Source organism: Pseudomonas sp. D47, from assembly GCF_045447305.1.
GTDB lineage: Bacteria > Pseudomonadota > Gammaproteobacteria > Pseudomonadales > Pseudomonadaceae > Aquipseudomonas.
Map to the genome: position 1 here is coordinate 93279 of NZ_JBJGXU010000008.1, position 21503 is coordinate 114781.

Here is a 21503-nt window from a genome sequence, read left to right on the forward strand (position 1 = left end):
CGCCTTAGTTCACCCACACGCGCGCGTTGCGGAACATGCGCATCCAGGCGCCGTCTTCGTTCCACTCTTCCGGGCGCCACGAGTTCTGCACAGCGCGGAATACACGCTCCGGGTGCGGCATCATGATGGTCACGCGGCCGTCGCGGCTGGTAAGGCCGGTGATCCCGCGCGGCGAGCCGTTCGGGTTGGCCGGGTAGCTTTCGGTGACCTTGCCGTGGTTGTCGACGAAACGCATCGACACGCAGCCGGACAGGTCGGCTTCGAGCAGGGCTTCTTCGCTTTCAAACTCGGCATGGCCTTCACCGTGGGCGATGGCGATTGGCATGCGCGAACCGGCCATGCCTTGCAGGAAGATCGAGTTGGATTCCTGCACTTGCACCATGGCGACACGGGCTTCGAACTGCTCGGAACGGTTACGCACAAAGTGCGGCCAGAACTCGCTGCCTGGGATCAGTTCGCTGAGGTTGGACATCATCTGGCAACCGTTGCACACACCCAGGGTGAAGCTGTCGTTGCGCTCGAAGAAACCTTGGAACGCATCACGGGCACGGCTGTTAAACAGGGCCGACTTGGCCCAGCCTTCACCGGCACCCAGCACGTCGCCGTAGGAGAAACCGCCGCAGGCCACCAGGCCTTTGAACTCGTTGAGGTCAACGCGACCGGCGAGGATGTCGCTCATGTGCACGTCGATCGCATTAAAGCCGGCACGGTCGAACGCAGCCGCCATTTCCACCTGGCCGTTGACGCCCTGCTCACGCAGTACCGCCACTTGTGGGCGAATGCCTTTTTTGATGTAAGGCGCGGCGATGTCCTGGTTGACGTCGAAGCTGAGCTTGGTGCTCAGGCCCGGGTTGTCTTCTTCCAGGATCACGTCGAATTCCTGCTCGGCGCAGTCGGCGTTGTCACGCAGGCGTTGGATCTGGTAGCTGGTCTCAGCCCACTGGCGCTGCAGCAAGCGGCGCTGGCCGGCAAACACCGTATCGCCATTAAAGGAGATATTGATTTCACCGTTGTTGATCGGCTGGCCGATCACCGCCACGCAGTCGTCCAGGCCAGCAGCGCTGAACTGTGCGAGTACGTCTGGGGTAGCGTCCTGGCGAACCTGGATCACGGCGCCCAACTCTTCGTTGAACAGGATGCCGTTGATTTCGCGAGCATCCTCGGCAACGCTGTCGAGCACGATGTTCAGGCCGCAGTGACCGGCAAACGCCATCTCTACAACGCTGGTCAGCAAGCCGCCATCGGAACGGTCGTGGTATGCCAGCAGGTGGCCGTCGGCATTCAGGCCCTGGATCACGGCGAAGAAGGCTTTCAGGTCTTCGGCGTCATCCACGTCCGGCGCGTGCTTGCCGAGCTTGCCGTGGGTTTGCGCGAGGATCGAGGCGCCCATGCGGTTCTGGCCACGGCCCAGGTCGATCAGGATCAGATCGGTGGTGCCCTTGTCCATGCGCAGTTGCGGGGTCAGGGTCTGGCGAATGTCAGTGACCGGTGCGAAACCGGTGACGATCAGCGACAGCGGCGAGGTAACGCTCTTGTCGGTGCCGTCTTCGTTCCAACGGGTGGCCATGGACATCGAGTCCTTGCCCACCGGAATGGTGATGCCCAGTTCCGGGCACAGCTCCATGCCGACAGCCTTGACGGTGTCGTACAGGCGCGCGTCTTCACCCGGGTGGCCGGCAGCGGACATCCAGTTAGCCGACAGTTTGATGTCGGACAGCTTGCCGATGCGCGACGCGGCGATGTTAGTGAGCGTTTCACCAATGGCCATGCGGCCCGACGCCGGAGCGTCCAGCAGGGCCAGCGGCGTGCGCTCGCCCATCGCCATAGCTTCACCGGTGTACACATCGAAGCTGGTGGCGGTGACGGCAACGTCGGCCACCGGCACTTGCCATGGGCCAACCATTTGGTCACGGGCAACCAGGCCGGTGATGGTGCGGTCGCCGATGGTGATCAGGAAGCTTTTGCTGGCAACCGCCGGGTGGTGCAGCACGCGTTCGATGCTGTCGGCCAATTCCAGTGCGCTTGGGTCGAAATCATCGCCCAGCTCGGCTTCACGTACCGCCGAACGGTGCATGCGCGGGGCTTTGCCCAGCAGCACTTCCAGTGGCATGTCGACCGGGCTGTTGCCGTAGTGGCTGTCGGTAACCGTCAGCTGCGGCTCAGCCGTGGCTTCGCCAACCACGGCAAACGGGCAACGCTCGCGTTCGCAGATGGCCTGGAAGCGCGCGAAGTCTTCAGGGCCAACGGCCAGAACGTAGCGTTCCTGGGATTCGTTACTCCAGATCTCGTGCGGGGCCATGCCCGGCTCGTCGTTTGGAATGTTGCGCAGTTCGAAACGACCACCGCGCTCGCCATCGTTGACCAGTTCCGGGAAGGCGTTGGACAAACCACCCGCGCCGACGTCGTGGATGAAGCTGATCGGGTTCTTGTCACCCAACTGCCAGCAACGGTCGATAACTTCCTGGCAACGGCGTTCCATTTCAGGGTTTTCGCGCTGTACGGAAGCGAAGTCCAGGTCAGCCGAGCTGGTGCCGGTGGCCATGGAAGAGGCTGCGCCGCCGCCCAGGCCGATCAACATCGCCGGGCCGCCGAGCACAATCAGCTTGGAGCCGACCAGAATCTCGCCTTTCTTGACGTGTTCTTCACGGATGTTGCCCATGCCGCCGGCCAACATGATCGGCTTATGGTAGCCGCGCACTTCATCGCCACGCGGGGTGGTGATGGATTGTTCAAAGGTACGGAAATAGCCGGTCAGCGCCGGGCGGCCGAACTCATTGTTGAACGCGGCGCCGCCCAGCGGGCCTTCGATCATGATGTCCAGCGCGGTAACGATGCGTTCAGGCTTGCCGTACGGCACTTCCCACGGCTGTTCAAAGCCCGGAATCTGCAGGTTGGACACGGTGAAACCGGTCAGGCCAGCCTTTGGCTTGGCGCCACGGCCGGTCGCACCTTCGTCGCGGATCTCACCGCCGGAACCGGTGGCTGCGCCCGGGAACGGGGCAATCGCGGTCGGGTGGTTGTGGGTTTCAACCTTCATCAGGATGTGCACCGGCTCCTGCACCGCGCCGTACTGGCGGGTTTCAGGGTCCGGGAAGAAACGGCCGGCGACGGAGCCGACGATCACCGAGGCGTTGTCTTTATAAGCCGACAGAACGCCTTCGCTGTGCATCACGTAGGTGTTCTTGATCATGCCAAACAGGCTTTTTTCCTGGCTCTGGCCGTCGATATCCCAACTGGCGTTGAAGATCTTGTGACGGCAGTGCTCGGAGTTGGCCTGCGCAAACATCATAAGCTCGATGTCATGCGGGTTGCGCGCAAGGCCGGTGAAGGCGTTGACCAGGTAGTCGATCTCGTCTTCAGCCAGGGCCAGGCCCAGTTCGGTGTTGGCCTTCTCGAGGGCGGCGCGGCCACCGCCAAGCACATCAATCGCGGTCAGCGGTTTGGGCTCGGCATGGCTGAACAGGCCGGCAGCCTGTTCCAGCTGGCTGACGATGATCTGGGTCATGCGGTCGTGCAGGCTGCTGGCGATCAGCTCGGCTTCGGCATCGCTGAACTGGCCGGCGACGTAGAAAGCGATACCGCGCTCCAGGCGCTGGATTTTTTCCAGGCCACAGTTGCGGGCGATATCACTGGCCTTGCTCGACCAGGGCGAGATGGTGCCGAACCGTGGCAGAACCAGGAACAAGCGGCCGTTAGGCTCTTGAACGGGAACGCTTGGGCCGTACTTCAGAAGGCGTGCCAGCACTTGCTGTTCGTCGGCGGTCAACACGCCGGTAACGTCGGCGAAGTGAGCAAATTCAGCATACAAGCCTGTAACCGCTGGAACCTTTTGGCTCAGTTGCTCAAGGAGTTTGCTGTGGCGAAAGGCAGAAAGGGCAGGAGCGCCGCGCAGGATCAACATCTTCGGGACAGCCTCGGGAAGGGGTGTGCTTTGAGGCCGTGCATTCTAGCGTAAACCGTCGCCAACGGCACCCGAAACGGCACGGCTGGCCGCTGCCGAACGTCAGTTGGCAGGGTTTGCACGGTATCGGGGCGTTTTCCAAGGGTTGGCGCGCAGTTATTTTAACCGTCATAAACCCTCGCCAACCCGAGTTTCTGCGGGCTGCAGCCCAGTTTTGAGGGTGCTAGCAGACAAGTCCCCTGCTGTCGAGATATGGCGCCGTGGGCCGTTTGCGTATACTGCGCAGATGTTCTCCCCTACTGCTTTGCGCCCGCGATGCGCCAAATGGCTTATCGCAACCGGACTCTTCCTGATGCTCAGCGCCTGTGTTGATAAACCCAGCACGCTCGAGCGAATCAAGGAGGATGGCGTATTGCGGGTGATTACCCGGAACAGCCCCGCTACTTATTTCCAGGACCGCAACGGTGAAACCGGTTTCGAATACGAACTGGTCAAGCGCTTTGCCGACGACCTGGGCGTTAAGCTGGAGATCGAGACGGCCGACAACCTCGATGACCTGTTCGGCCAATTGGGTAAACCCAACGGCCCGGTTCTGGCTGCCGCCGGCCTGGTCAGCAGCGAGCAGCGCAAGCAGCAGGTGCGTTTCTCCCATCCTTACCTGGAAGTGACCCCGCAGATCATCTACCGCAATGGCCAGTCCCGGCCTACTGCTCCGGCAGACTTGGTGGGCAAGAAGATCATGGTGCTCAAGGGCAGCATCCACGCCGAGCAATTGGCGGCGCTTAAAAAGCAGAACCCTGCGATTGAATACGAAGAATCCGACGCCGTTGAGGTGGTCGACCTACTGCGCATGGTCGACGAGGGTCAAATCGACCTGACCCTGGTGGACTCCAACGAAGTCGCGATGAACCAGGTGTACTTCCCCAACGTGCGCGTGGCCTTCGACCTCGGCAATGCCAGCAATCAGAGCTGGGCCGTGGCGGCCGGTGACGACAACAGCCTGCTCAACGAGATCAACAGCTACCTGGACAAGGTCGAGAAGAACGGCACCCTGCAGCGCCTTAAAGACCGCTATTACGGGCACGTGGATGTACTCGGTTATGTCGGCGCCTACACCTTTGCCCAGCACTTGCAGCAACGCTTACCCAAATACGAGAAGGACTTCCGGGCCTACGCCAAGAAAGAAAAAGTCGATTGGCGCCTATTAGCAGCCATCGGCTATCAGGAATCGCTGTGGCAACCGACCGTCACCTCCAAGACCGGCGTGCGCGGCCTGATGATGCTGACCCAGAACACCGCCCAGGCGATGGGCGTGTCCAACCGCCTGGATGCTAAGCAAAGCATCATGGGCGGCGCCAAATACCTGGCCAAGATCAAGGATGAGCTGGACGATAGCATCGCCGAGCCGGATCGCACCTGGTTCGCCCTCGCCGCCTACAACGTCGGCACCGGCCATCTGGAAGACGCACGCACGTTGGCGAAGAAGGATGGCCTGAACCCGAACAAGTGGCTAGACGTTAAGAAGATGTTGCCGCGCCTGTCGCAGAAGCAGTGGTACAGCAAGACCCGTTACGGCTATGCGCGCGGCGGCGAGCCGGTGCACTTTGTGGCGAACATCCGGCGTTACTACGACATCCTCACCTGGGTGACCCAGCCGCAGCTGGAAGGCAACCAGGTGGTCGAAGGCAACTTGCATGTGCCGGGTGTGGACAAGACCAAGCCGCCGGAAGATAACCCGAAGCTGTAGCGCTCTCCCAAACATCACAAAACTAATGTGGGAGCGGGCTTGCTCGCGAAAGCGGTGGGTCAGTCGATACATCTGGTGACTGACACTCCCTCTTCGCGAGCAAGCCCGCTCCCACATTTAGATCTGCTCTTGGCTTAGAGACCGGTGATCAAATGAACGACCCCACCGGTCAATACCATCACACCCGGCACACCCGCCGCCTTGAGTGCCGGTTCATCCAACCGCCCCGCATCCTGCAATTGCACACGCACCCGCGTCAGCGCCACGCGTTGTTGTGACTTGAGGTTATCCGCGCCGCCCAATGCCTTCAGTACATCGGCCGACAACAGACTCGGGATCGCCGTCACCGCCGTCTCGGCAATCAAGTCCGGGGTCAGGGCTTTCCAGAACGCCCGCTGCAATTTCTCGAACATGCTCAGTGCTCCACAACAGGTGAGGTTTCAACAGTGGCCGCGTGGTACAGGCGCAGGGCCTCGCGTACTTGGGCGGCTTCTTCCAAGCCCAGCACCTGGCGGGCGATGCTCTGGCAGTCGGCCAGGTCCAGCTCGCGCACGGTGGCCTTGATGGTCGGGATCAGCGGCACGCTGACCGACAATTCATCCACGCCGAGCCCGATCAACACCGGCACCGCCAGCGCTTCGGACGCCAGCGCACCACATACACCGACCCACTTGCCATGGGCATGCGCGGCCTTGACGGTGGTGGCAATCAGGCGCAGTACCGACGGGTGAAAGCTGTCGGCCTGGCTCGCCAAACGTGGATGGTCACGGTCCATGGCCAGGGTGTATTGGGTCAGGTCATTGGTGCCAATGGAGAAGAAATCCACATGCGGGGCAAAAACGTCGGCCATCAGCGCCGCAGACGGCACCTCGATCATGATCCCCAGCTTTGGCAGTTCCTTGAGCCCCAGCGCCAGCGCTTCCTCCTCAAGAATCTTGCGCGCCAGGTGCAGCTCCGACAACAGGCTGACCATCGGCAACATGATATGCAGCCGCGCGAAACCGGCGCTGGCGAGGATCGCGCGGAACTGTTCGCGCAGCAGCTCCGGGCGCTCCAGGCACAGCCGAATACCGCGCAAGCCGAGGAACGGGTTGGTTTCGCTTTCCATCGGTACATAGGCCAACGGCTTGTCGCCACCGACGTCCAGGGTGCGCACCACCAAATTACGCTCGGTGCCCAGGGCGCGGGCGATGGCGGTGTAAGTGCCGGCCTGCTCCTCGGGGCTGGGTGCGCGGTTGCGGTCCAGGTAGAGGAACTCCGAACGCAACAGGCCGACGCCTTCACCGCCCAAGGCCAGGGATTGCTCGACCTCCTGCAACGACGCGACGTTGGCCGTGACCTCGACGTGATGGCCGTCGCGGGTGGTGGCCGGCAAGGCGGCTTGCGCCACTTCACGCTGACGGCGCTGCATTTGCTGATAGCGGGCAGCCTGCAGTTTTTCGATTTCAGCCAGGTCCGGCACCAGGTGCAGCTCACCTTTGTCGGCGTCGAGCAGGACTTGTTTGCCATTGGCCAGCGTCAGCACGTGCACCGGCACACCGCAAATCGCCGGCAGGCCGAGCGCGCGAGCGAGGATCGCGACATGGCTGGTCGCCCCGCCGCCGACGGTGACAAACCCCAGCACCTTGCGCGTATCCAGGCTGGCGGTTTGCGACGGGGTCAGTTGCTCGGCGATCAGGATGGCCTGCTCGGGTAAATCCCATGCCCGGTCCTGGATACCGAGGATCAGTTTGAGCACGCGCTGGCCCACATCGGCCAAGTCCGCCGCACGTTCGGCGAGCAGTGCATTGCCCAGGCCCTGGAACAAGGTGGCAGTGGTCACCGTGGCCCGGTTCCAGGCAAAAGCAGCACTTTTGCCATTAGCCAACTGGGCATGGGCTTGCTCGAGCAAGGTTGGATCTTCGAGCAGTTCTTGATGGGCGCGAAAAATCTCCGCCTGGGCACTGCCGGCCGCTTTGGCTTGCAAGGCTTGCAGCGCCTCGGCGGCCGCCAACAGGCCACGCGCCAGTGCGGCACGCTCAATCGCCTCGCCACTCCCGGCTTCGGTAATGTTCAGTTCCGGCTCAGCCACTTGCACCACCTGGCCAAACGCCGAACCCGGCGACGCACACACGCCGCGCAACAAGGTGGCCGACGATACCGGCGCGACAGGTTTGACCACTTCACGCGTTGGCGCGATTGTCTCGCCACAGCCCTCGGCCAACAGCGCCACCAGCGCGTTGATTGCCGCTTCGGCATCGTCGCCGGCCGCGCTCACCTGCAAGGAATCGCCCTGCACGGTTTGCAACGCCATGATCGCCACCAAGGATTTTGCGTTGGCGCTCTGGGTTTGCTTGTGCAGGTAAATGCTCGCGCTGAACCCCTTCGCCGCCTGGGCAAACACCGCCGCAGGACGCGCGTGCAAGCCGTTGGCGTTGGGCAAGGTCAGCGGTTTGGAGAACAGTGCATCGCCCTCCTCCTCATCCACTGTTGCAGCCGCTTCGCCAGGTGACACACGCAGCAGCGGCTGGCCCACATCCACCAGAGCACCGTCCGGCGTCAGCAGCGTAAACGGCTCGCCGCTGACCACCAGCATCAAGGTCAGCAAACTGCGTGCATTGAGCGCCACGTAGTCAGCATCGAATTCAATCAGCGGCTGCCCGACCTCCACCCGCTGGCCTTCCTTCACCAGCGGCGTAAAGCCCTGGCCCGCCAGGTTTACGGTGTCCAGGCCGATATGCATCAGCACCTGGACGCCGTTGTCGTCGGTAACGCTGACCGCATGACCACTGTCCTGGATACTGCTGATCACCCCGGCCAACGGCGCGCAAAGGGTCTGCGAGGTGGGATCGATGCACAGGCCGTCGCCGATCATGCGACTGGCGAACACCGGGTCGGGCACCTGATCCAGCGCCAGCAGCACACCGGACAGCGGCGCCAGCAGTTCCAGGGGTTGAGTTGTGGTCATGACTTCACCTGCTGTTTTGTTCTGTAAAAATCATAGGGCCAACAACGGTCCAATGTGGGAGCTGGCTTGCCTGCGATAGCATCGCCTCGGTGTCACTGAAAAACCGAGTCGCTCGCATCGCAGGCAAGCCAGCTCCCACAGTGAGTCCGTGTTTATTTCCACCAGTATTCGACCTGCACACCCACGTTCGAGCCATGCCGCGCCGTGCCGTAGGCGCCGGTGTCGGACAACGCCGAGCCCGCCGCCAGTTCATTTGCCGCACGCTTGGCCGCTTCGTTCCAGGTTGCATAGGTGTAGTACAAACGCACTTCCGGCCGTGCCCAGAAATCTGGGCCTTTAGGCGACCAGGTCGGGGCAAAGGTAAATTTGCTCAGCTTGCGCGTACCGCCGGCAGCGTCGACCTGATCATGCCCAAGTTCGGTGACCAGCTTGAACTGTTCGCTGATGGCATACGCCGGGCGCACACCGATGGACATCCAGGTCTGGTCCTGGCTGCCTGGGCGAATGTCTTTCTGGTACACCGCCTCGACCTGCCCGCCGAAACGCGGGGTGATCTGCCAGTCGAAAAACTCCACGGCGCGGTAGCTTTTGCTGCTGTTATCCAGGGCCGTATTACCGGTGTAGCCCAAGCCGGTGCCGGGGCCTTCGCCGTACTGCAAGGCGAATTTGTTTTTACCGCCAAGGAAAGCTTTTTGCACATGCTGCGCCGTGATCGCCCAGCCACTGTTGGCATCACGCCCGCCGGCTTTTTCAATGTAGCTCAAGCCCAACTCGAGCTCACCGCCGGGGTTGGTCTTGAAGCCCGCGACGTTGAAGTCGTGGCGGGTGGCGTATTCCTTCTGGTACAGGTTGTCTTTGCGCGACAGGGCGTAGCTGTATTTGAGGTCGCCGATTTTTACGTCCTCGACACCGCCGCCGGTGGCGCTCTGGTTCCAGTAGTAGAAGTCGGAGATATGGATGTCGTTACGTTTGTAGTAACGCCGCCCGGCCCACACCGAGCCGCCATTGAGGCTGGGCAGGTTGGACCACTGCGCATACATCTGCGGCATGCGCGCCGCGCCGTTGTCTTCGCCCTGGAATTTCAGGGCACGGTCGTACTTGTTGTACAGCGATGCCATGGCATCGACGCTGAGCACCGAGCCGTCGTCGAGGGTCAGCAGGTCCTGGCGCAATTCAAGTTCGGCGTATTGCTCGCATTCGTTGCCCAAGCGGTATTTGGATTGCGCCCCCGGCAGTTGGAAGCATTGCTGCTTGCCGCTGCCCGTTGAAGTGCCCGCGCCGCTGCGCAAGTAACCAGCAAACTCGAGGGCCTGAGCGGCAAAAGGTGCGCTAAGACATGATGCAATGAGGCCCAGCTTTATTGTTGTTTTCATGAAGCACTCCGGTATTTTTATTATGATTTTTTCGAGCGCCCCCGCACGCTCATACGGGGGTTACAGCGGGCCTCAATCCTTGAGGTGCAGCACAAACGATTCGTAAGGTCGCAACACCACCGTGCGCGTACGCACCGGGCAGTCGGGGTAGTTGCTGATCAGCAGGCGTTGCTCGCTCGTCGCGTCGATGACGCCTTGGGGCAGTTGGATTTCGCAGGGCTTGGCATAAAAGTTATTCAGCACCAGCAAGCGCTCGCCCTGCCCTTCGCGCACGTACGCCCAAACCTGGAGATGGTCTTGTAGCAACTGGCGATAAACGCCTTCCTGGATCAGCGGCTCAAGGCGACGCAGCGCGATCAGCGCGCGGTAGTGATGCAACACCGAGTCCGGGTCATCCAGTTGGCTCTCGACGTTGATCTGCTGCGCATTCGCCGGGATGCCGATCCACGGTTCACCCGTGCTGAAACCGGCGTTGGCGTTGCTGCTCCATTGCATCGGCGTGCGGCCGTTGTCGCGGGACTTCTGCATGATCGCCGCCATGCTCGACGCCTCGGATTCACCCGCATCACGCTTGAGACGGAAGATGTTCAGGGTCTCGACATCGCGGTACTGTTCGATTCTGTCGAAGCCCGGATTGGTCATGCCCAGCTCTTCGCCCTGGTACACATACGGCGTGCCTTGGAGGAAGTGCAGCGCGGTGGCAAGCATCTTGGCCGAGACCACACGGTGCTCGCCGTCGTCACCAAAACGCGAAACCACCCGCGGCTGGTCGTGGTTACACCAGAACAGCGCGTTCCAGCCGCCACCGGCCTGCATGCCCAGTTGCCAGTCGGAAAAAATTTGCTTGAGTTGCAGGAAATCGAAGTCGGCCTTCACCCACTTTTGCAGGTTCGGGTAATCCACTTTCAGGTGATGAAAGTTGAAGGTCATCGACAGCTCTTTCGACGCCGGATTGGAGTAGCGAATGCAGTGTTCCAGGCTGGTGGACGACATCTCGCCGACGTTGATCAGGTCGTGCCCCTCGAAGACTTCGCGGTGCATTTCCTGCAGGTATTCGTGCACGTTCGGGCCGTCGGTGTAGAAGCGGCGGCCGTCGGTGTTGTCTTCGGGGAAATCGGCGGGTTTGGAAATCAGGTTGATCACGTCCAAGCGGAAACCACCCACGCCTTTGTCGCGCCAGAAGCGCATCAGCTTGAACACTTCGGCGCGCACCTTGGGGTTGTCCCAATTCAGGTCGGCCTGGGTGTGGTCGAACAGGTGCAGGAAGTACTGGCCGGTTTGCGCCTCGTATTCCCAGGCCGAACCGCCGAACTTGGATTCCCAGTTGTTCGGCTGGTCGCGCCAGATGTAGAAGTCGCGGTACGGGTTGTCGAGGCTGCTGCGCGCTTGCTGGAACCACTCGTGCTCAATGGAAGTGTGGTTGACCACAATATCGAGCATCAGCTTGATGCCGCGCTTGGCCGCCTCGCTGATCAGCAGGTCGCAGTCGGCCATGGTGCCGTAGCTGGGGTCGATGGCGTAGTAGTCGCTGATGTCATAGCCGTTGTCGCGTTGCGGCGAGCGCAGGAACGGGGTGATCCACAGGCAATCCACGCCCAGCCACTTGAGGTAATCGAGCTTGTCCACGATGCCCAGCAGGTCACCGGTGGCGTTACCCGCGTGGCTATGGAAGCTTTTAGGGTAGATCTGGTAGATCACCGAGTGTTGCCAGTTTTGCATGGAGACTCCTTCAGCTTGGAATGCGATCAAATGTGGGAGCGGGCTTGCTCGCGAAAGCGGTCGGTCAGGCGACGCGATACCCCGGCCGCACAATTTTCATGCTTAACGCACAGGTCAGAACAAACGGCACCACAATCGCGATGACCATCCCGATGACAAAAACCGGGATGTACTGCGGAAGGATTGAGATAAACGCCGGCAAGCCACCCACGCCGATGGCCGAGGCGGTCACCTTGTTCAGCGACAGGAAAATGCTGCCCAGTGCCGACCCCAACAGGGCGGCGTAGAACGGAAATTTGAAGCGCAGGTTCACGCCAAACATCGCCGGCTCAGTGATGCCGAAGTAGGCAGAAATCGCCGAGGTCGAGGCCATGCTTTTGTCCCGCGCATTGCGGGTCATGTAGAACACGCCAAGTGCGGCGCTGCCCTGGGCCAAGTTGGACATGACGATCATCGGCCAGATAAAGGTGCCGCCCTGGGTAGAGATGAGCTGCAGGTCCACAGCGAGGAACATATGGTGCATGCCGGTGATCACCAGCGGCGCGTACAGCAGGCCGAAAATCGCACCGCCGACCATGGGTGCCAGGTCAAACAAGGTGACCACGCCTTCGGTAATCAGGATGCCCAGGTGACGAGTGACCGGGCCGATGATCGCCAGTGCCAGCACGCCGGTCACGACGATGGTGGTGATCGGCACCACCAGCAGTTGAATCGCGTTAGGCACGCGGGCCCGCAGCCATTTTTCGATGACGCTCATCACATACGCCGCCATCAGGATCGGCAGGATCTGCCCCTGATAACCGACTTTTTCAATCTTGAACCAGCCGAAAATATCGAAGTACGGCAGGCTCTGGCCGTCGAGGCCGGCCACCGCCTTGCCGTAGTTCCAGGCATTGAGCAGGTCGGGGTGTACCAGCATCAGGCCGAGCACGATGCCGAGGATTTCACTGCCGCCAAACCGCTTGGCCGCCGACCAGCCCACCAGCGCCGGCAGGAACACGAACGAGGTGTTGGCCATCAGGTTGATCAGGCTCCACAGGCCATCCAGGTTCGGGTACGCCTCCAGCAGCGTCTTGCCCTCGATGAACATGCCCTGGGCGCCCATCAGGTTGTTAATGCCCATCAGCAGGCCGGCGATGATCAGCGCAGGCAGAATCGGCATGAACACATCGGAAAATACGCGCACCAGACGCTGCATGGCGTTGGTCTTGTCGGCGCCCTTCTTCTTCACGTCAGCGATGGTGGCGGCGGCAAGGCCGGTCTGTTCGCGCAGGGCGGCGTAGACCTTTTCCACCTCGCCAGGGCCGATCACTACCTGGAACAGGCCGCCAGTGAAGAACGAGCCCTTGACCAGGTCGACCTGGTTCAACGCGCTGCTGTTGACCAGACTCGGGTCCTTGAGCGCCAGTCGCAGGCGGGTCACGCAGTGGGCTGCTTGCTCAAGGTTGTCGCGGCCCCCGAGGTTCTCGAGAATCTGGTGGGCAATAATCGAATAGTCGTGGCTCATGCTTGGTTTCCACTTTAATTTTTTTATTTGGGGGCAGTCATTGGCAGCACGCCGAGGCCAAAAGTACTCGTCTGTACGAGTTAAATCAACAACTCGTCTGTACGAGTAACAAATTGTTTATATTTCTGAATTTTGAGTCAGATATTTCCCTTTCTTCCATGCGGGTCCAATGGACAAACTTCACCTCTGCCACTAAGGTTCCTGCCTTGAACTGCGCAGTCCACCTTCATCAAGTCGGGCATAGAGCCAAACCATGAGCAAATACAACCAGATCTATACGGATCTGCTTGCCAGCATCACCACCGAACGCCTGCAACGCGGCACGCGCCTTCCCTCCGAAACCGAACTGATGGATGCCTACCAAGCCAGCCGTGGCACCGTGCGTCGTGCGATCGAGCAGTTGCAGGAACGTGGGTTTGCGCAAAAAATCCACGGCAAGGGCACCTTTGTGTTGTCGCCCAACCCCATCGAGTTCCAGTTGGGCGGCATCGTTAGCTTCCACGAAACCCATGCCGACCTGGGCGATGACGTACGCACTGAAGTCGTCGATTTCAGCCAATTCCCGCTTGAAGGCTCGCTGCTGCAACACATCGAAGCCGAACCCGGCACCCTGATCACCCGCATCAAACGGGTACGGCGCATCGGCGGCAAACGGGTGATCCTCGACATCAACCACTTCGTCGCCGAGCTGATCCCAGGCCTTGACCACGACATCGCCGAGCAGTCGATCTACGCGTTTATCGAGCAAACGCTGCAGCTGCACATCAGCTTCGCCCAACGTACCATCGAAGCCCTGCCGCGCAGCAAAGACGACCAGGCACACCTGGACCTCGATGGCCAAAGCCATGTGATCGTGGTGAGCAACCAGACGTTTTTGCAGGATGGGCGGCAGTTCGAGTACACCGAATCACGGCATACGTTGGATAAGTTTTACTTTTCGGACATCGCGCGGCGCTGAGGCGAAAAAGGGCAAACACCGTGAATATCCCCAGCAAGTGGCGCGAACAGTTCCCGCAGGCGCTGATTGAGCAACAAGCCATCGGCGAATCGCGGGCGGACGTGTTTCGGCTGCGCCAGGACGGTGGAGCAGACCTGTTCCTGAAGGCTGAGCCTGTGGGCGAATTCGGCGAACTTGCGCACGAAATCGAACGCCTTCGGTGGCTCCAGCAGGTTAATTTGCCTGCGCCCGTCGTGCTCGATGCGCTCACAGAAAACCATCACCACTGGCTGCTGATGACCGCCGTCCCAGGGCAGGATCTGGCCAGCGCGAACACGCTGTCAGCCGCCCAAATTGTCGACATTTTGGCGACAGCTCTGGGTACCTTGCACCAGATACCTATTGCGCAATGCCCCTTCGATCACACCCTTGACCAGCGCATCGCGCTCGCTCGGCAGCACCTCAGTGCCGGGCTGGTCGATGCGGCGGATTTCGACGACGAACGCCTCGGACGCAGCGCCGAAGATGTGCTCGCCGAACTCTTGTCGACTCAGCCAAACACCCATGATCTGGTGGTGGCCCACGGTGACGCCTGCCTGCCAAATTTCATGGTGCAAGGCGGCCGTTTCAGCGGCTTTATCGACTGCGGGCGCCTGGGCGTCAGCGACCGTTATCAAGACTTGGCGCTGGCGGCGCGCAGCATCGAACGTAACCTTGGACCGGAATGGGTGAAGCCATTTTTCGAGCGTTATGGTGTTGAGCCTGATGAGCAGCGCATGAGGTTTTACTGCTTGCTGGATGAGTTTTTCTGAAATGCGTGGAGCCCAAAATGCAAAGCCCCAGCACATGGCCGGGGGTTGTTATGGCTTCATGGTCTCGCTGCGCGGTCATGCTGGACAGCGATAAAACAATGCTCAACGGCCATGACGATGATGGAGCCGCTCGCAAGCCTTTCTGGAAAGATTCACCCCACGGTATCTCATACTTATCCGAGTCAAAATATGAAGAATAACGCCATGTGCACGAGAAGCCTGTTGCTGAGTTTTTGCGCTGTATTACTGGTTGGCTGCACGGGAAGGGGCTTTCAACCGCCGCCTCCGGAATTTACCAATTGGAAGAAGGCCGGGGTGTCTGAAAAGGGCGTCAAGAACGCTATGACCGCATGCGGCTATACCAACCTCACAGGGACGGGGGACAGAACGCCGATCGACCAGGTACTCACGCAGTTTTATTGCATGAAAGACTCCGGCTTCAAGCGCACAGATAACATTGACCTGTGCAAGGAAGGCCGCATCGGAGAATCACCGGTGTGCGAAGGCCGCCGGTAATCCATTAGGGATTGAGCCATCTGGCACCGCAGGGATGTCGGCGGTAGCAGCGCTGGGCAGTTGCGCCTTCTCGACCGCCAGCATCGGCGAGCCAGGGGAGCCCCAAAAAGCCAAAAGCCCGCAATTACGCGGGCTCCAGGGCATTTCTTGCTAGATAGTGCCGGGCAATGCCGGACGTCCCATCATTCCCACTCAATCGTCGCCGGCGGCTTGCTCGACACGTCATAAGTAACGCGCGAAATACCTTCGATCTCATTGATGATACGGCCGCTGACAGTTTCCAGCAGCTCATACGGCAGGTGCGCCCAACGCGCGGTCATGAAGTCGATGGTTTCCACCGCACGCAGGGCCACAACCCAGGCGTAACGACGGCCATCGCCTACAACGCCAACCGATTTCACCGGCTGGAACACCACGAACGCCTGGCTGACTTTGTGGTACCAGTCGGCCTTGCGCAGTTCTTCGATGAAGATGTGGTCGGCACGACGCAGCAGGTCGGCGTATTCCTTCTTCACTTCACCCAGGATACGCACGCCCAGGCCCGGGCCTGGGAATGGGTGGCGGTAGACCATGTCGTACGGCAGGCCGAGTTCCAGGCCCAGACGGCGGACTTCGTCCTTGAACAGTTCACGCAGCGGTTCTACCAGCTTGAGGTTCATTTCCTCAGGCAGGCCACCCACGTTGTGGTGGGACTTGATCACGTGGGCCTTGCCGCTCTTGGCGCCGGCCGACTCGATCACGTCGGGGTAGATGGTGCCCTGGGCGAGGTACTTGATGTTGTCCAGGTGTTTGGCCTGGGCATCAAATACGTCGATGAAGGTGCGGCCGATGATCTTGCGCTTCTTCTCTGGGTCGGACTCGCCGGCCAGGTTGTTCAAGAACTGATCTTCAGCGTTGGCGCGGATCACCTTGACGCCCATGTTCTCGGCGAACATGGCCATCACTTGCTCGCCTTCGTGCAGGCGCAGCAGGCCGTTGTCGACGAAGACGCAGGTCAGTTGGTCGCCGATGGCTTTGTGCAGCAGCGCGGCAACCACGGAGGAGTCAACGCCGCCGGACAGGCCGAGCAGCACGTTGTCGGTGCCGACTTGGGCACGCACATTGGCGATGGCGTCTTCAGCGATTTTCGACGGGGTCCACAGCGCTTCGCACTGGCAGATGTCGAGGATGAAGCGCGACAGGATGCGCCCGCCTTGCTTGGTGTGGGTCACTTCCGGGTGGAACTGCACGCCGTAGTAGCCGCGCTCGTCGTTGAACATGCCGGCGATCGGGCAGCTCGGGGTGCTGGCCAGGATGTGGAAGTCTTCCGGCATCTTGGTGACCTTGTCACCGTGGCTCATCCACACGTCGAGGCCGAACAGGCCGTCGGCGTCGATGTGGTCTTCGATGCCGTCCAGCAGGCGGCTCTTGCCGACTACGTCGACACGGGCGTAACCGAATTCACGCAGTTCGGAACCTTCAACCTTGCCGCCCAGTTGCTCGGCCATGGTCTGCATGCCGTAGCAGATACCGAAGACGGGCACGCCCAGGTCAAATACGGCTTGCGGGCAGCGCGGGCTGTTGGCTTCGTGCACGGACTCAGGGCCACCGGCGAGGATGACGCCTTTAGGTGCGAATTCGCGGATCGCTTCGTCATCCATGTCGAACGGATGCAGTTCGCAGTACACGCCGATTTCACGCACGCGGCGGGCGATCAGCTGGGTGTACTGGGAACCGAAGTCGAGGATCAGGATGCGGTGGGCGTGAATGTCGAGGGCCATGAAGTCAGTCTCGTCTAATGAATCAGAAACAACTCGGGGCTGAATAAAACAGCCCCGGTTACTTAACGTTTTGCTGGAAGCCTCAACCTACGCGGTAGTTTGGCGCTTCCTTGGTGATCTGCACGTCGTGGACATGGGACTCAGCCATGCCAGCGCCGGTGATCCGCACGAACTCTGGCTTGGTGCGCATTTCTTCGATGTCGGCGCTGCCGGTGTAACCCATCGAGGAACGCAGGCCGCCCATCAGTTGATGGATGATCGCGCTCAGGGTGCCTTTGTACGGCACACGGCCTTCGATGCCTTCCGGTACGAGCTTCTCGGCGCCTGCCGAGGAGTCCTGGAAGTAACGATCGGAGGAGCCTTGCGCCTGGGACATGGCGCCCAGCGAACCCATGCCACGGTAAGCCTTGTACGAACGGCCCTGGAACAGTTCGATCTCGCCCGGCGCTTCTTCAGTACCGGCGAACATCGAGCCCATCATCACGCAGGAAGCACCGGCTACGATGGCCTTGGACAGGTCACCGGAGAAACGGATGCCGCCGTCGGCGATCAACGGTACGCCCGTGCCTTCAAGGGCAGCGGCGACGTTGGCGATGGCGCTGATTTGCGGCACGCCCACACCGGCGACGATGCGCGTGGTGCAGATCGAGCCAGGGCCGATACCGACCTTGACCGCATCGGCGCCGGCTTCGGCCAGGGCCTTGGCGGCTGCGCCGGTGGCAATGTTGCCGCCGATCACCTGGACGTCAGGGAAGTTCTGTTTGACCCAGCGAACGCGCTCGATCACGCCTTTGGAGTGACCGTGGGCGGTGTCGACCACCACCACGTCAACACCGGCAGCAACCAGGGCCGCAACGCGGTCACCGGTGTCTTTACCGGTACCCACAGCGGCGCCAACGCGCAGACGACCTTGGTCATCCTTGCTGGCCAGCGGGTAGGCTTTGGCTTTTTCGATGTCGTTGACGGTCATCATGCCTTTGAGGGCGAATTTGTCGTCGACGATCAGCACGCGTTCGATGCGGTGCTTGTGCAGCAACTCACGAGCGTCGTCCTTGTCAGCACCTTCGCGGACAGTGACGAGGCGCTCTTTAGGCGTCATCACTTCGCGGACGGTGACTTCAAGACGGTTCTCGAAACGCACGTCACGGGAAGTGACGATGCCGACCAAGTCGCCATCGTGCAGTACCGGAACGCCGGAGATATTGTGCAGGCTGGTCAGTTCGAACAGGTCGCGCACGGTGGCGTCGGCTTCGATGGTGATTGGATCTTTCACCACACCGGCTTCGTAACGCTTGACCTTGCGCACTTCGGCAGCTTGCTGCTCGATGGTCATGTTCTTGTGGATGATGCCGATGCCGCCTTCCTGAGCCATGGCAATTGCCAAACGGGCTTCGGTGACGGTGTCCATGGCAGCAGAAACCAGGGGAATATTCAGCTCGATGCCACGGGTTAGGCGGGTCTTGAGACTGACTTCGTTAGGAAGCACCTCGGAATAACCGGGCACTAGGAGAATGTCGTCGAATGTCAGAGCTTCTTGGCTGATACGCAGCATCGCGGGGGCTCCCGAGCGGGAAAATGGAAGCGCGCCATTATATACATGCACCCTGTCAGGCTCAATGTAAAACTCTGACAAACTTGGTAATACTGATAGAAGGGTAATCTGATCGTCCCCACGCGCAGCAAAGGAACGCCTCCTTGGACGCTCCGCGTCCGGGGTCAGCGTAAGGTTAGAACCCTGCGCAATGGTGACGCACAGCGTCACGGGATGCATTCCCACGCAGGAGCGCGGGAACGATCAGAATCAGTACGAGCGCGACGATCGGGTTAGAGCTCGACTTTGACCCAACTCATCTTCTGGTCCAGCCAGTCGGCGAATTCATCGATAAAGCTCTGCTTGAAGCCCGCCTCCGCCCAGTTGTTGAAGATGAACCCCAGGTTGGAAAACCCGCATTCCTGCAGAAATAGAAACCCGTTGATGTCATCTTCATGCCCACACAGCGGGCAGGTGAAGTTGTCGGTGTGGCCGGGCATCCAGTCTTCCAGGCTTTCGAACAGCGCCTCGCCGACCTCTTTAAGGCATTCCGGGCAGCCGGCTTCTTCGAGAAAGCCTTTGGCCGGCGTGTAGATGCAGCGCTTGTAGATGATCTCCAGGCCATTGATCGGCTCGTTGAACGGCAGCGCTTCGGGGTGCAGCACCACCGCGCGGGCGCCATCGGCCAGGGCGTAGGCCATGCGGTTGCCGGTGCGCCCGCACGTGGTCAGCTCTTCCTTGATGATGTTCTTGCGCACCAGCCAACGCACGATCGCCCGGGCGCGGGGTTCGTGGACGGGCAAGGTGGAGATTTTCGGGACAAGGATGCTTTGGGAGTTCATGAGGCCTGGGAGTCCTGCGGTGTGGCTTCTGGCCTCATCGCGGGCAAGCCCGGCTCCCACATTGGAATGCGATCAACTGTGGGAGCCGAGCTTGCCCGCGATGAGGCCCTAGAGCTCGGCAGCTTAATCCCTGACACCCACAGGTCAAGTACTCAAGTAACGGGCGATCAACGCAATACCGCTGGCCAACACCAACCACGTCACCAACCGCACAAAGGCTTCACGCGTCATGCGCATCGTCAGCCTGCGCCCGCACCACAGCCCCAAGGCCATCGCCGGTAACAGGCACAGCGCCAACATCAACAGCGGCAAATCAGCGTACACCCCGGCAATCAGGAACAAGCTCAAGCGCACCACCGTGCTGCAACTGATCAACGCGCTTTGCGTGGCCCGCGCCGCGTCCTTGGGCAAACGACTGTTCAGGTAGATCGCATATAAAAAGCCGCCACTGCCAAACAACGCACCAAACAACCCGCCCACGGTGCCCATGGGAATCGACCAGCCGGCCGCCAGCTGCGTCGGCCGGGCTTTCACCGCCAGGCTGTAAATCGCATAGGCGCTGATAAACAGCCCCATCAATAGCAGCAACAGGTCCGAATGCAGGTTGAGCAAGAAGATCACACCGAGTGTGCAACCGATTGCCATGCACGGCAGCAATCGCAGCAGCTCCGGCGTGTTCACGTCCCGCCGTGATTGCAGCAGGTTGCCAAAGGCCGCGACGAAATCCAGCAGCACCAGCAGCGGGATGATTTTCGACAACGGCATAAACACAATCAGGATCGGCCCGGCGACCAGCGCCGTACCAAAGCCTGCGATACCGAACACGATATAGGCGACGACAATGCCGACGCCGATCACCAGCCAATCAACGCCGCCAAACGACCACTGGCTCATCAGCTCAACCGGGTTCATGGGCACCTCCTTGAAAGAGTTGGCCCCCACTTTAGCCATCGTCGAGTGTTGCGACTAATATCTTCAAAGCCCTCCACCTATCTCGAAAAGGCATGACGCGTGATCTCCACTCGCCAACTGCGCTACTTCGTCGAAATCGCCGACAGTGGCAGCTTCAGCGCCGCCGCCGAACGTCTGTTTGTGGCGCAATCGGCCTTGAGCCGACAGATCAAAGAGCTGGAAACCCAGCTGCAAACCCCGCTGTTCGAACGCACCGCGCGCCAACCACGGCTGACGGCGGCTGGTGAAGCCTTCTACCCACGGGCGCGCAACCTGTTGGGCGAGTTGCTCAAGGCCAGCGAAATGGCCACACAGGTGGGCAACGGTCAGTTGGGCACGCTGCGCCTGAGCCATTCGAGCACCGTGCCGATGAGCGGCCCCTTGCTGCAAGGCATCAGCAACTGGCTGGAGCGCTGCCCTGGCGTGTCGATGGACATCGTCCAACTTTCCTCCGAAGCGCAGTTGGAGGAAATCGCCGACGGGCGCCTCGAAGTCGGGCTGTTGCGCCTGCCGGTGTTGCGCCAGCGCGAAGGCGTGCGAGTGGTGCCTTTATACAGCGAACAACTGTTGCTGGCGGTGCCGCCTGATCACGCGCTGGCGCGCAGCACTACGCCGGTGGCATTGGCGCAACTCAAGGACGAAGCGTTTATCTCGATCCCCCATCCCCAACGCGGCGGCCTGAGTTATCTGTCAGCCGAGTTGTGCATGCGCGCAGGGTTTTTCCCTAAGGCGGCACGGGTGATGTCGCGCAAAACCACGCAGTTGCAACTGATCCAGGCCGGCTTCGGTATTGCCTTGTTACCAAAATCCATGCAGGACATCGCCCCCGCCAACCTGCACTTTTTACCCCTGGCCGACCCGGACAGCCTCAGCACCGTGGCCCTGGCCTGCGCGCAGACGCCGAGCGCGCTGGTCGAGCAATTCTGCCAAACCTTGCACGAATGCCTATAAACTGCCGCC

Annotated in this window: 15 protein-coding genes; 5 read left to right on the forward strand and 10 right to left on the reverse strand. The window is 60.7% G+C overall.

All coding sequences use genetic code 11. The annotated features are described in order from the left end of the window. Nucleotides 1-4: 4 nt before the first annotated feature. The gene (gene purL, locus ACI77I_RS08505) at nucleotides 5-3901 is read right to left on the reverse strand and encodes a phosphoribosylformylglycinamidine synthase (RefSeq protein WP_094949454.1); all 3897 of its coding nucleotides are present in this window, start codon (nucleotides 3899-3901) and stop codon (nucleotides 5-7) included. A gap of 286 nt (nucleotides 3902-4187) precedes the next feature. Here purL and mltF point away from each other — a divergent pair, with 286 nt between their 5' ends. Next, entirely contained in the window at nucleotides 4188-5648 is a 1461-nt protein-coding gene (gene mltF / locus ACI77I_RS08510) for a membrane-bound lytic murein transglycosylase MltF (protein WP_094949453.1), read from the forward strand. A 134-nt stretch (nucleotides 5649-5782) separates the two neighbouring features. Here mltF and ACI77I_RS08515 read toward each other — a convergent pair whose 3' ends face one another. The 5 genes from ACI77I_RS08515 to treP all read right to left on the reverse strand — a co-directional run bounded on the left by ACI77I_RS08515 (nucleotide 5783) and on the right by treP (nucleotide 13194). After that, nucleotides 5783-6061, reverse strand: a complete 279-nt coding sequence (locus ACI77I_RS08515) for a PTS glucose transporter subunit IIB (RefSeq protein ID WP_406997316.1) — start codon at nucleotides 6059-6061, stop codon at nucleotides 5783-5785. Nucleotides 6062-6063: 2 nt separating this feature from the next. Beyond that, nucleotides 6064-8595 carry a phosphoenolpyruvate--protein phosphotransferase gene (ptsP, locus tag ACI77I_RS08520; RefSeq protein ID WP_242152382.1) on the reverse strand — a complete coding sequence of 844 codons (2532 nt, stop codon included), beginning with the start codon at nucleotides 8593-8595 and terminating at the stop codon, nucleotides 6064-6066. 152 nt (nucleotides 8596-8747) lie between these two features. Continuing rightward, entirely contained in the window at nucleotides 8748-9968 is a 1221-nt protein-coding gene (locus ACI77I_RS08525) for a maltoporin (RefSeq protein ID WP_406997317.1), read from the reverse strand. Nucleotides 9969-10040: 72 nt separating this feature from the next. Then, nucleotides 10041-11687 (reverse strand): alpha,alpha-phosphotrehalase, encoded by a 1647-nt coding sequence (gene treC, locus ACI77I_RS08530; protein ID WP_094949449.1) that lies wholly within the window; start codon nucleotides 11685-11687, stop codon nucleotides 10041-10043. 64 nt (nucleotides 11688-11751) lie between these two features. Continuing rightward, nucleotides 11752-13194, reverse strand: coding sequence for a PTS system trehalose-specific EIIBC component (gene treP / locus ACI77I_RS08535; RefSeq protein ID WP_406997318.1), 1443 nt, complete (start codon nucleotides 13192-13194; stop codon nucleotides 11752-11754). 253 nt (nucleotides 13195-13447) lie between these two features. Here treP and treR point away from each other — a divergent pair, with 253 nt between their 5' ends. The 3 genes from treR to ACI77I_RS08550 all read left to right on the forward strand — a co-directional run bounded on the left by treR (nucleotide 13448) and on the right by ACI77I_RS08550 (nucleotide 15459). Beyond that, nucleotides 13448-14152: a trehalose operon repressor gene (treR, locus tag ACI77I_RS08540; RefSeq protein ID WP_406997319.1), complete on the forward strand. Its 705-nt coding sequence runs from the start codon at nucleotides 13448-13450 to the stop codon at nucleotides 14150-14152. Then, entirely contained in the window at nucleotides 14149-14943 is a 795-nt protein-coding gene (locus tag ACI77I_RS08545; RefSeq protein WP_406997333.1) for an APH(3')-II family aminoglycoside O-phosphotransferase, read from the forward strand. Before treR ends, ACI77I_RS08545 begins: the two co-directional genes overlap by 4 nt. Before the next feature lie 204 nt (nucleotides 14944-15147). Next, nucleotides 15148-15459, forward strand: coding sequence for a hypothetical protein (locus ACI77I_RS08550; protein ID WP_094949460.1), 312 nt, complete (start codon nucleotides 15148-15150; stop codon nucleotides 15457-15459). A gap of 182 nt (nucleotides 15460-15641) precedes the next feature. Here ACI77I_RS08550 and guaA read toward each other — a convergent pair whose 3' ends face one another. The 4 genes from guaA to ACI77I_RS08570 form a co-directional block, all read right to left on the reverse strand. Continuing rightward, nucleotides 15642-17219: a glutamine-hydrolyzing GMP synthase gene (gene guaA, locus ACI77I_RS08555; protein ID WP_094949445.1), complete on the reverse strand. Its 1578-nt coding sequence runs from the start codon at nucleotides 17217-17219 to the stop codon at nucleotides 15642-15644. An 82-nt stretch (nucleotides 17220-17301) separates the two neighbouring features. Then, nucleotides 17302-18771: an IMP dehydrogenase gene (gene guaB / locus ACI77I_RS08560; protein ID WP_094949444.1), complete on the reverse strand. Its 1470-nt coding sequence runs from the start codon at nucleotides 18769-18771 to the stop codon at nucleotides 17302-17304. A gap of 272 nt (nucleotides 18772-19043) precedes the next feature. Further along, nucleotides 19044-19592, reverse strand: a complete 549-nt coding sequence (locus ACI77I_RS08565; protein WP_015885727.1) for a hypothetical protein — start codon at nucleotides 19590-19592, stop codon at nucleotides 19044-19046. Between the two features lie 144 nt (nucleotides 19593-19736). Further along, on the reverse strand, nucleotides 19737-20504 hold the full coding sequence (locus tag ACI77I_RS08570; protein WP_242152388.1) for a sulfite exporter TauE/SafE family protein: 768 nt from the start codon (nucleotides 20502-20504) through the stop codon (nucleotides 19737-19739). A gap of 99 nt (nucleotides 20505-20603) precedes the next feature. On the opposite strand from ACI77I_RS08570, the gene ACI77I_RS08575 reads away from it, so the two are divergent. Next, nucleotides 20604-21494 (forward strand): LysR family transcriptional regulator, encoded by an 891-nt coding sequence (locus ACI77I_RS08575; RefSeq protein WP_406997320.1) that lies wholly within the window; start codon nucleotides 20604-20606, stop codon nucleotides 21492-21494. The last annotated feature ends 9 nt before the right edge of the window (nucleotides 21495-21503 follow it).

Coding starts and splice junctions, on each gene's coding strand:
- ACI77I_RS08515 (WP_406997316.1), bottom strand. CDS start 6,061: ATGTTCGAGAAATTGCAGCGGGCGTTCTGGAAAGCCCTGACCCCGGAC.
- guaB (WP_094949444.1), bottom strand. CDS start 18,771: ATGCTGCGTATCAGCCAAGAAGCTCTGACATTCGACGACATTCTCCTA.
- treP (WP_406997318.1), bottom strand. CDS start 13,194: ATGAGCCACGACTATTCGATTATTGCCCACCAGATTCTCGAGAACCTC.
- guaA (WP_094949445.1), bottom strand. CDS start 17,219: ATGGCCCTCGACATTCACGCCCACCGCATCCTGATCCTCGACTTCGGT.
- ACI77I_RS08570 (WP_242152388.1), bottom strand. CDS start 20,504: ATGAACCCGGTTGAGCTGATGAGCCAGTGGTCGTTTGGCGGCGTTGAT.
- purL (WP_094949454.1), bottom strand. CDS start 3,901: ATGTTGATCCTGCGCGGCGCTCCTGCCCTTTCTGCCTTTCGCCACAGC.
- ACI77I_RS08550 (WP_094949460.1), top strand. CDS start 15,148: ATGTGCACGAGAAGCCTGTTGCTGAGTTTTTGCGCTGTATTACTGGTT.
- ptsP (WP_242152382.1), bottom strand. CDS start 8,595: ATGACCACAACTCAACCCCTGGAACTGCTGGCGCCGCTGTCCGGTGTG.
- treC (WP_094949449.1), bottom strand. CDS start 11,687: ATGCAAAACTGGCAACACTCGGTGATCTACCAGATCTACCCTAAAAGC.
- ACI77I_RS08565 (WP_015885727.1), bottom strand. CDS start 19,592: ATGAACTCCCAAAGCATCCTTGTCCCGAAAATCTCCACCTTGCCCGTC.
- ACI77I_RS08525 (WP_406997317.1), bottom strand. CDS start 9,968: ATGAAAACAACAATAAAGCTGGGCCTCATTGCATCATGTCTTAGCGCA.
- mltF (WP_094949453.1), top strand. CDS start 4,188: ATGTTCTCCCCTACTGCTTTGCGCCCGCGATGCGCCAAATGGCTTATC.
- treR (WP_406997319.1), top strand. CDS start 13,448: ATGAGCAAATACAACCAGATCTATACGGATCTGCTTGCCAGCATCACC.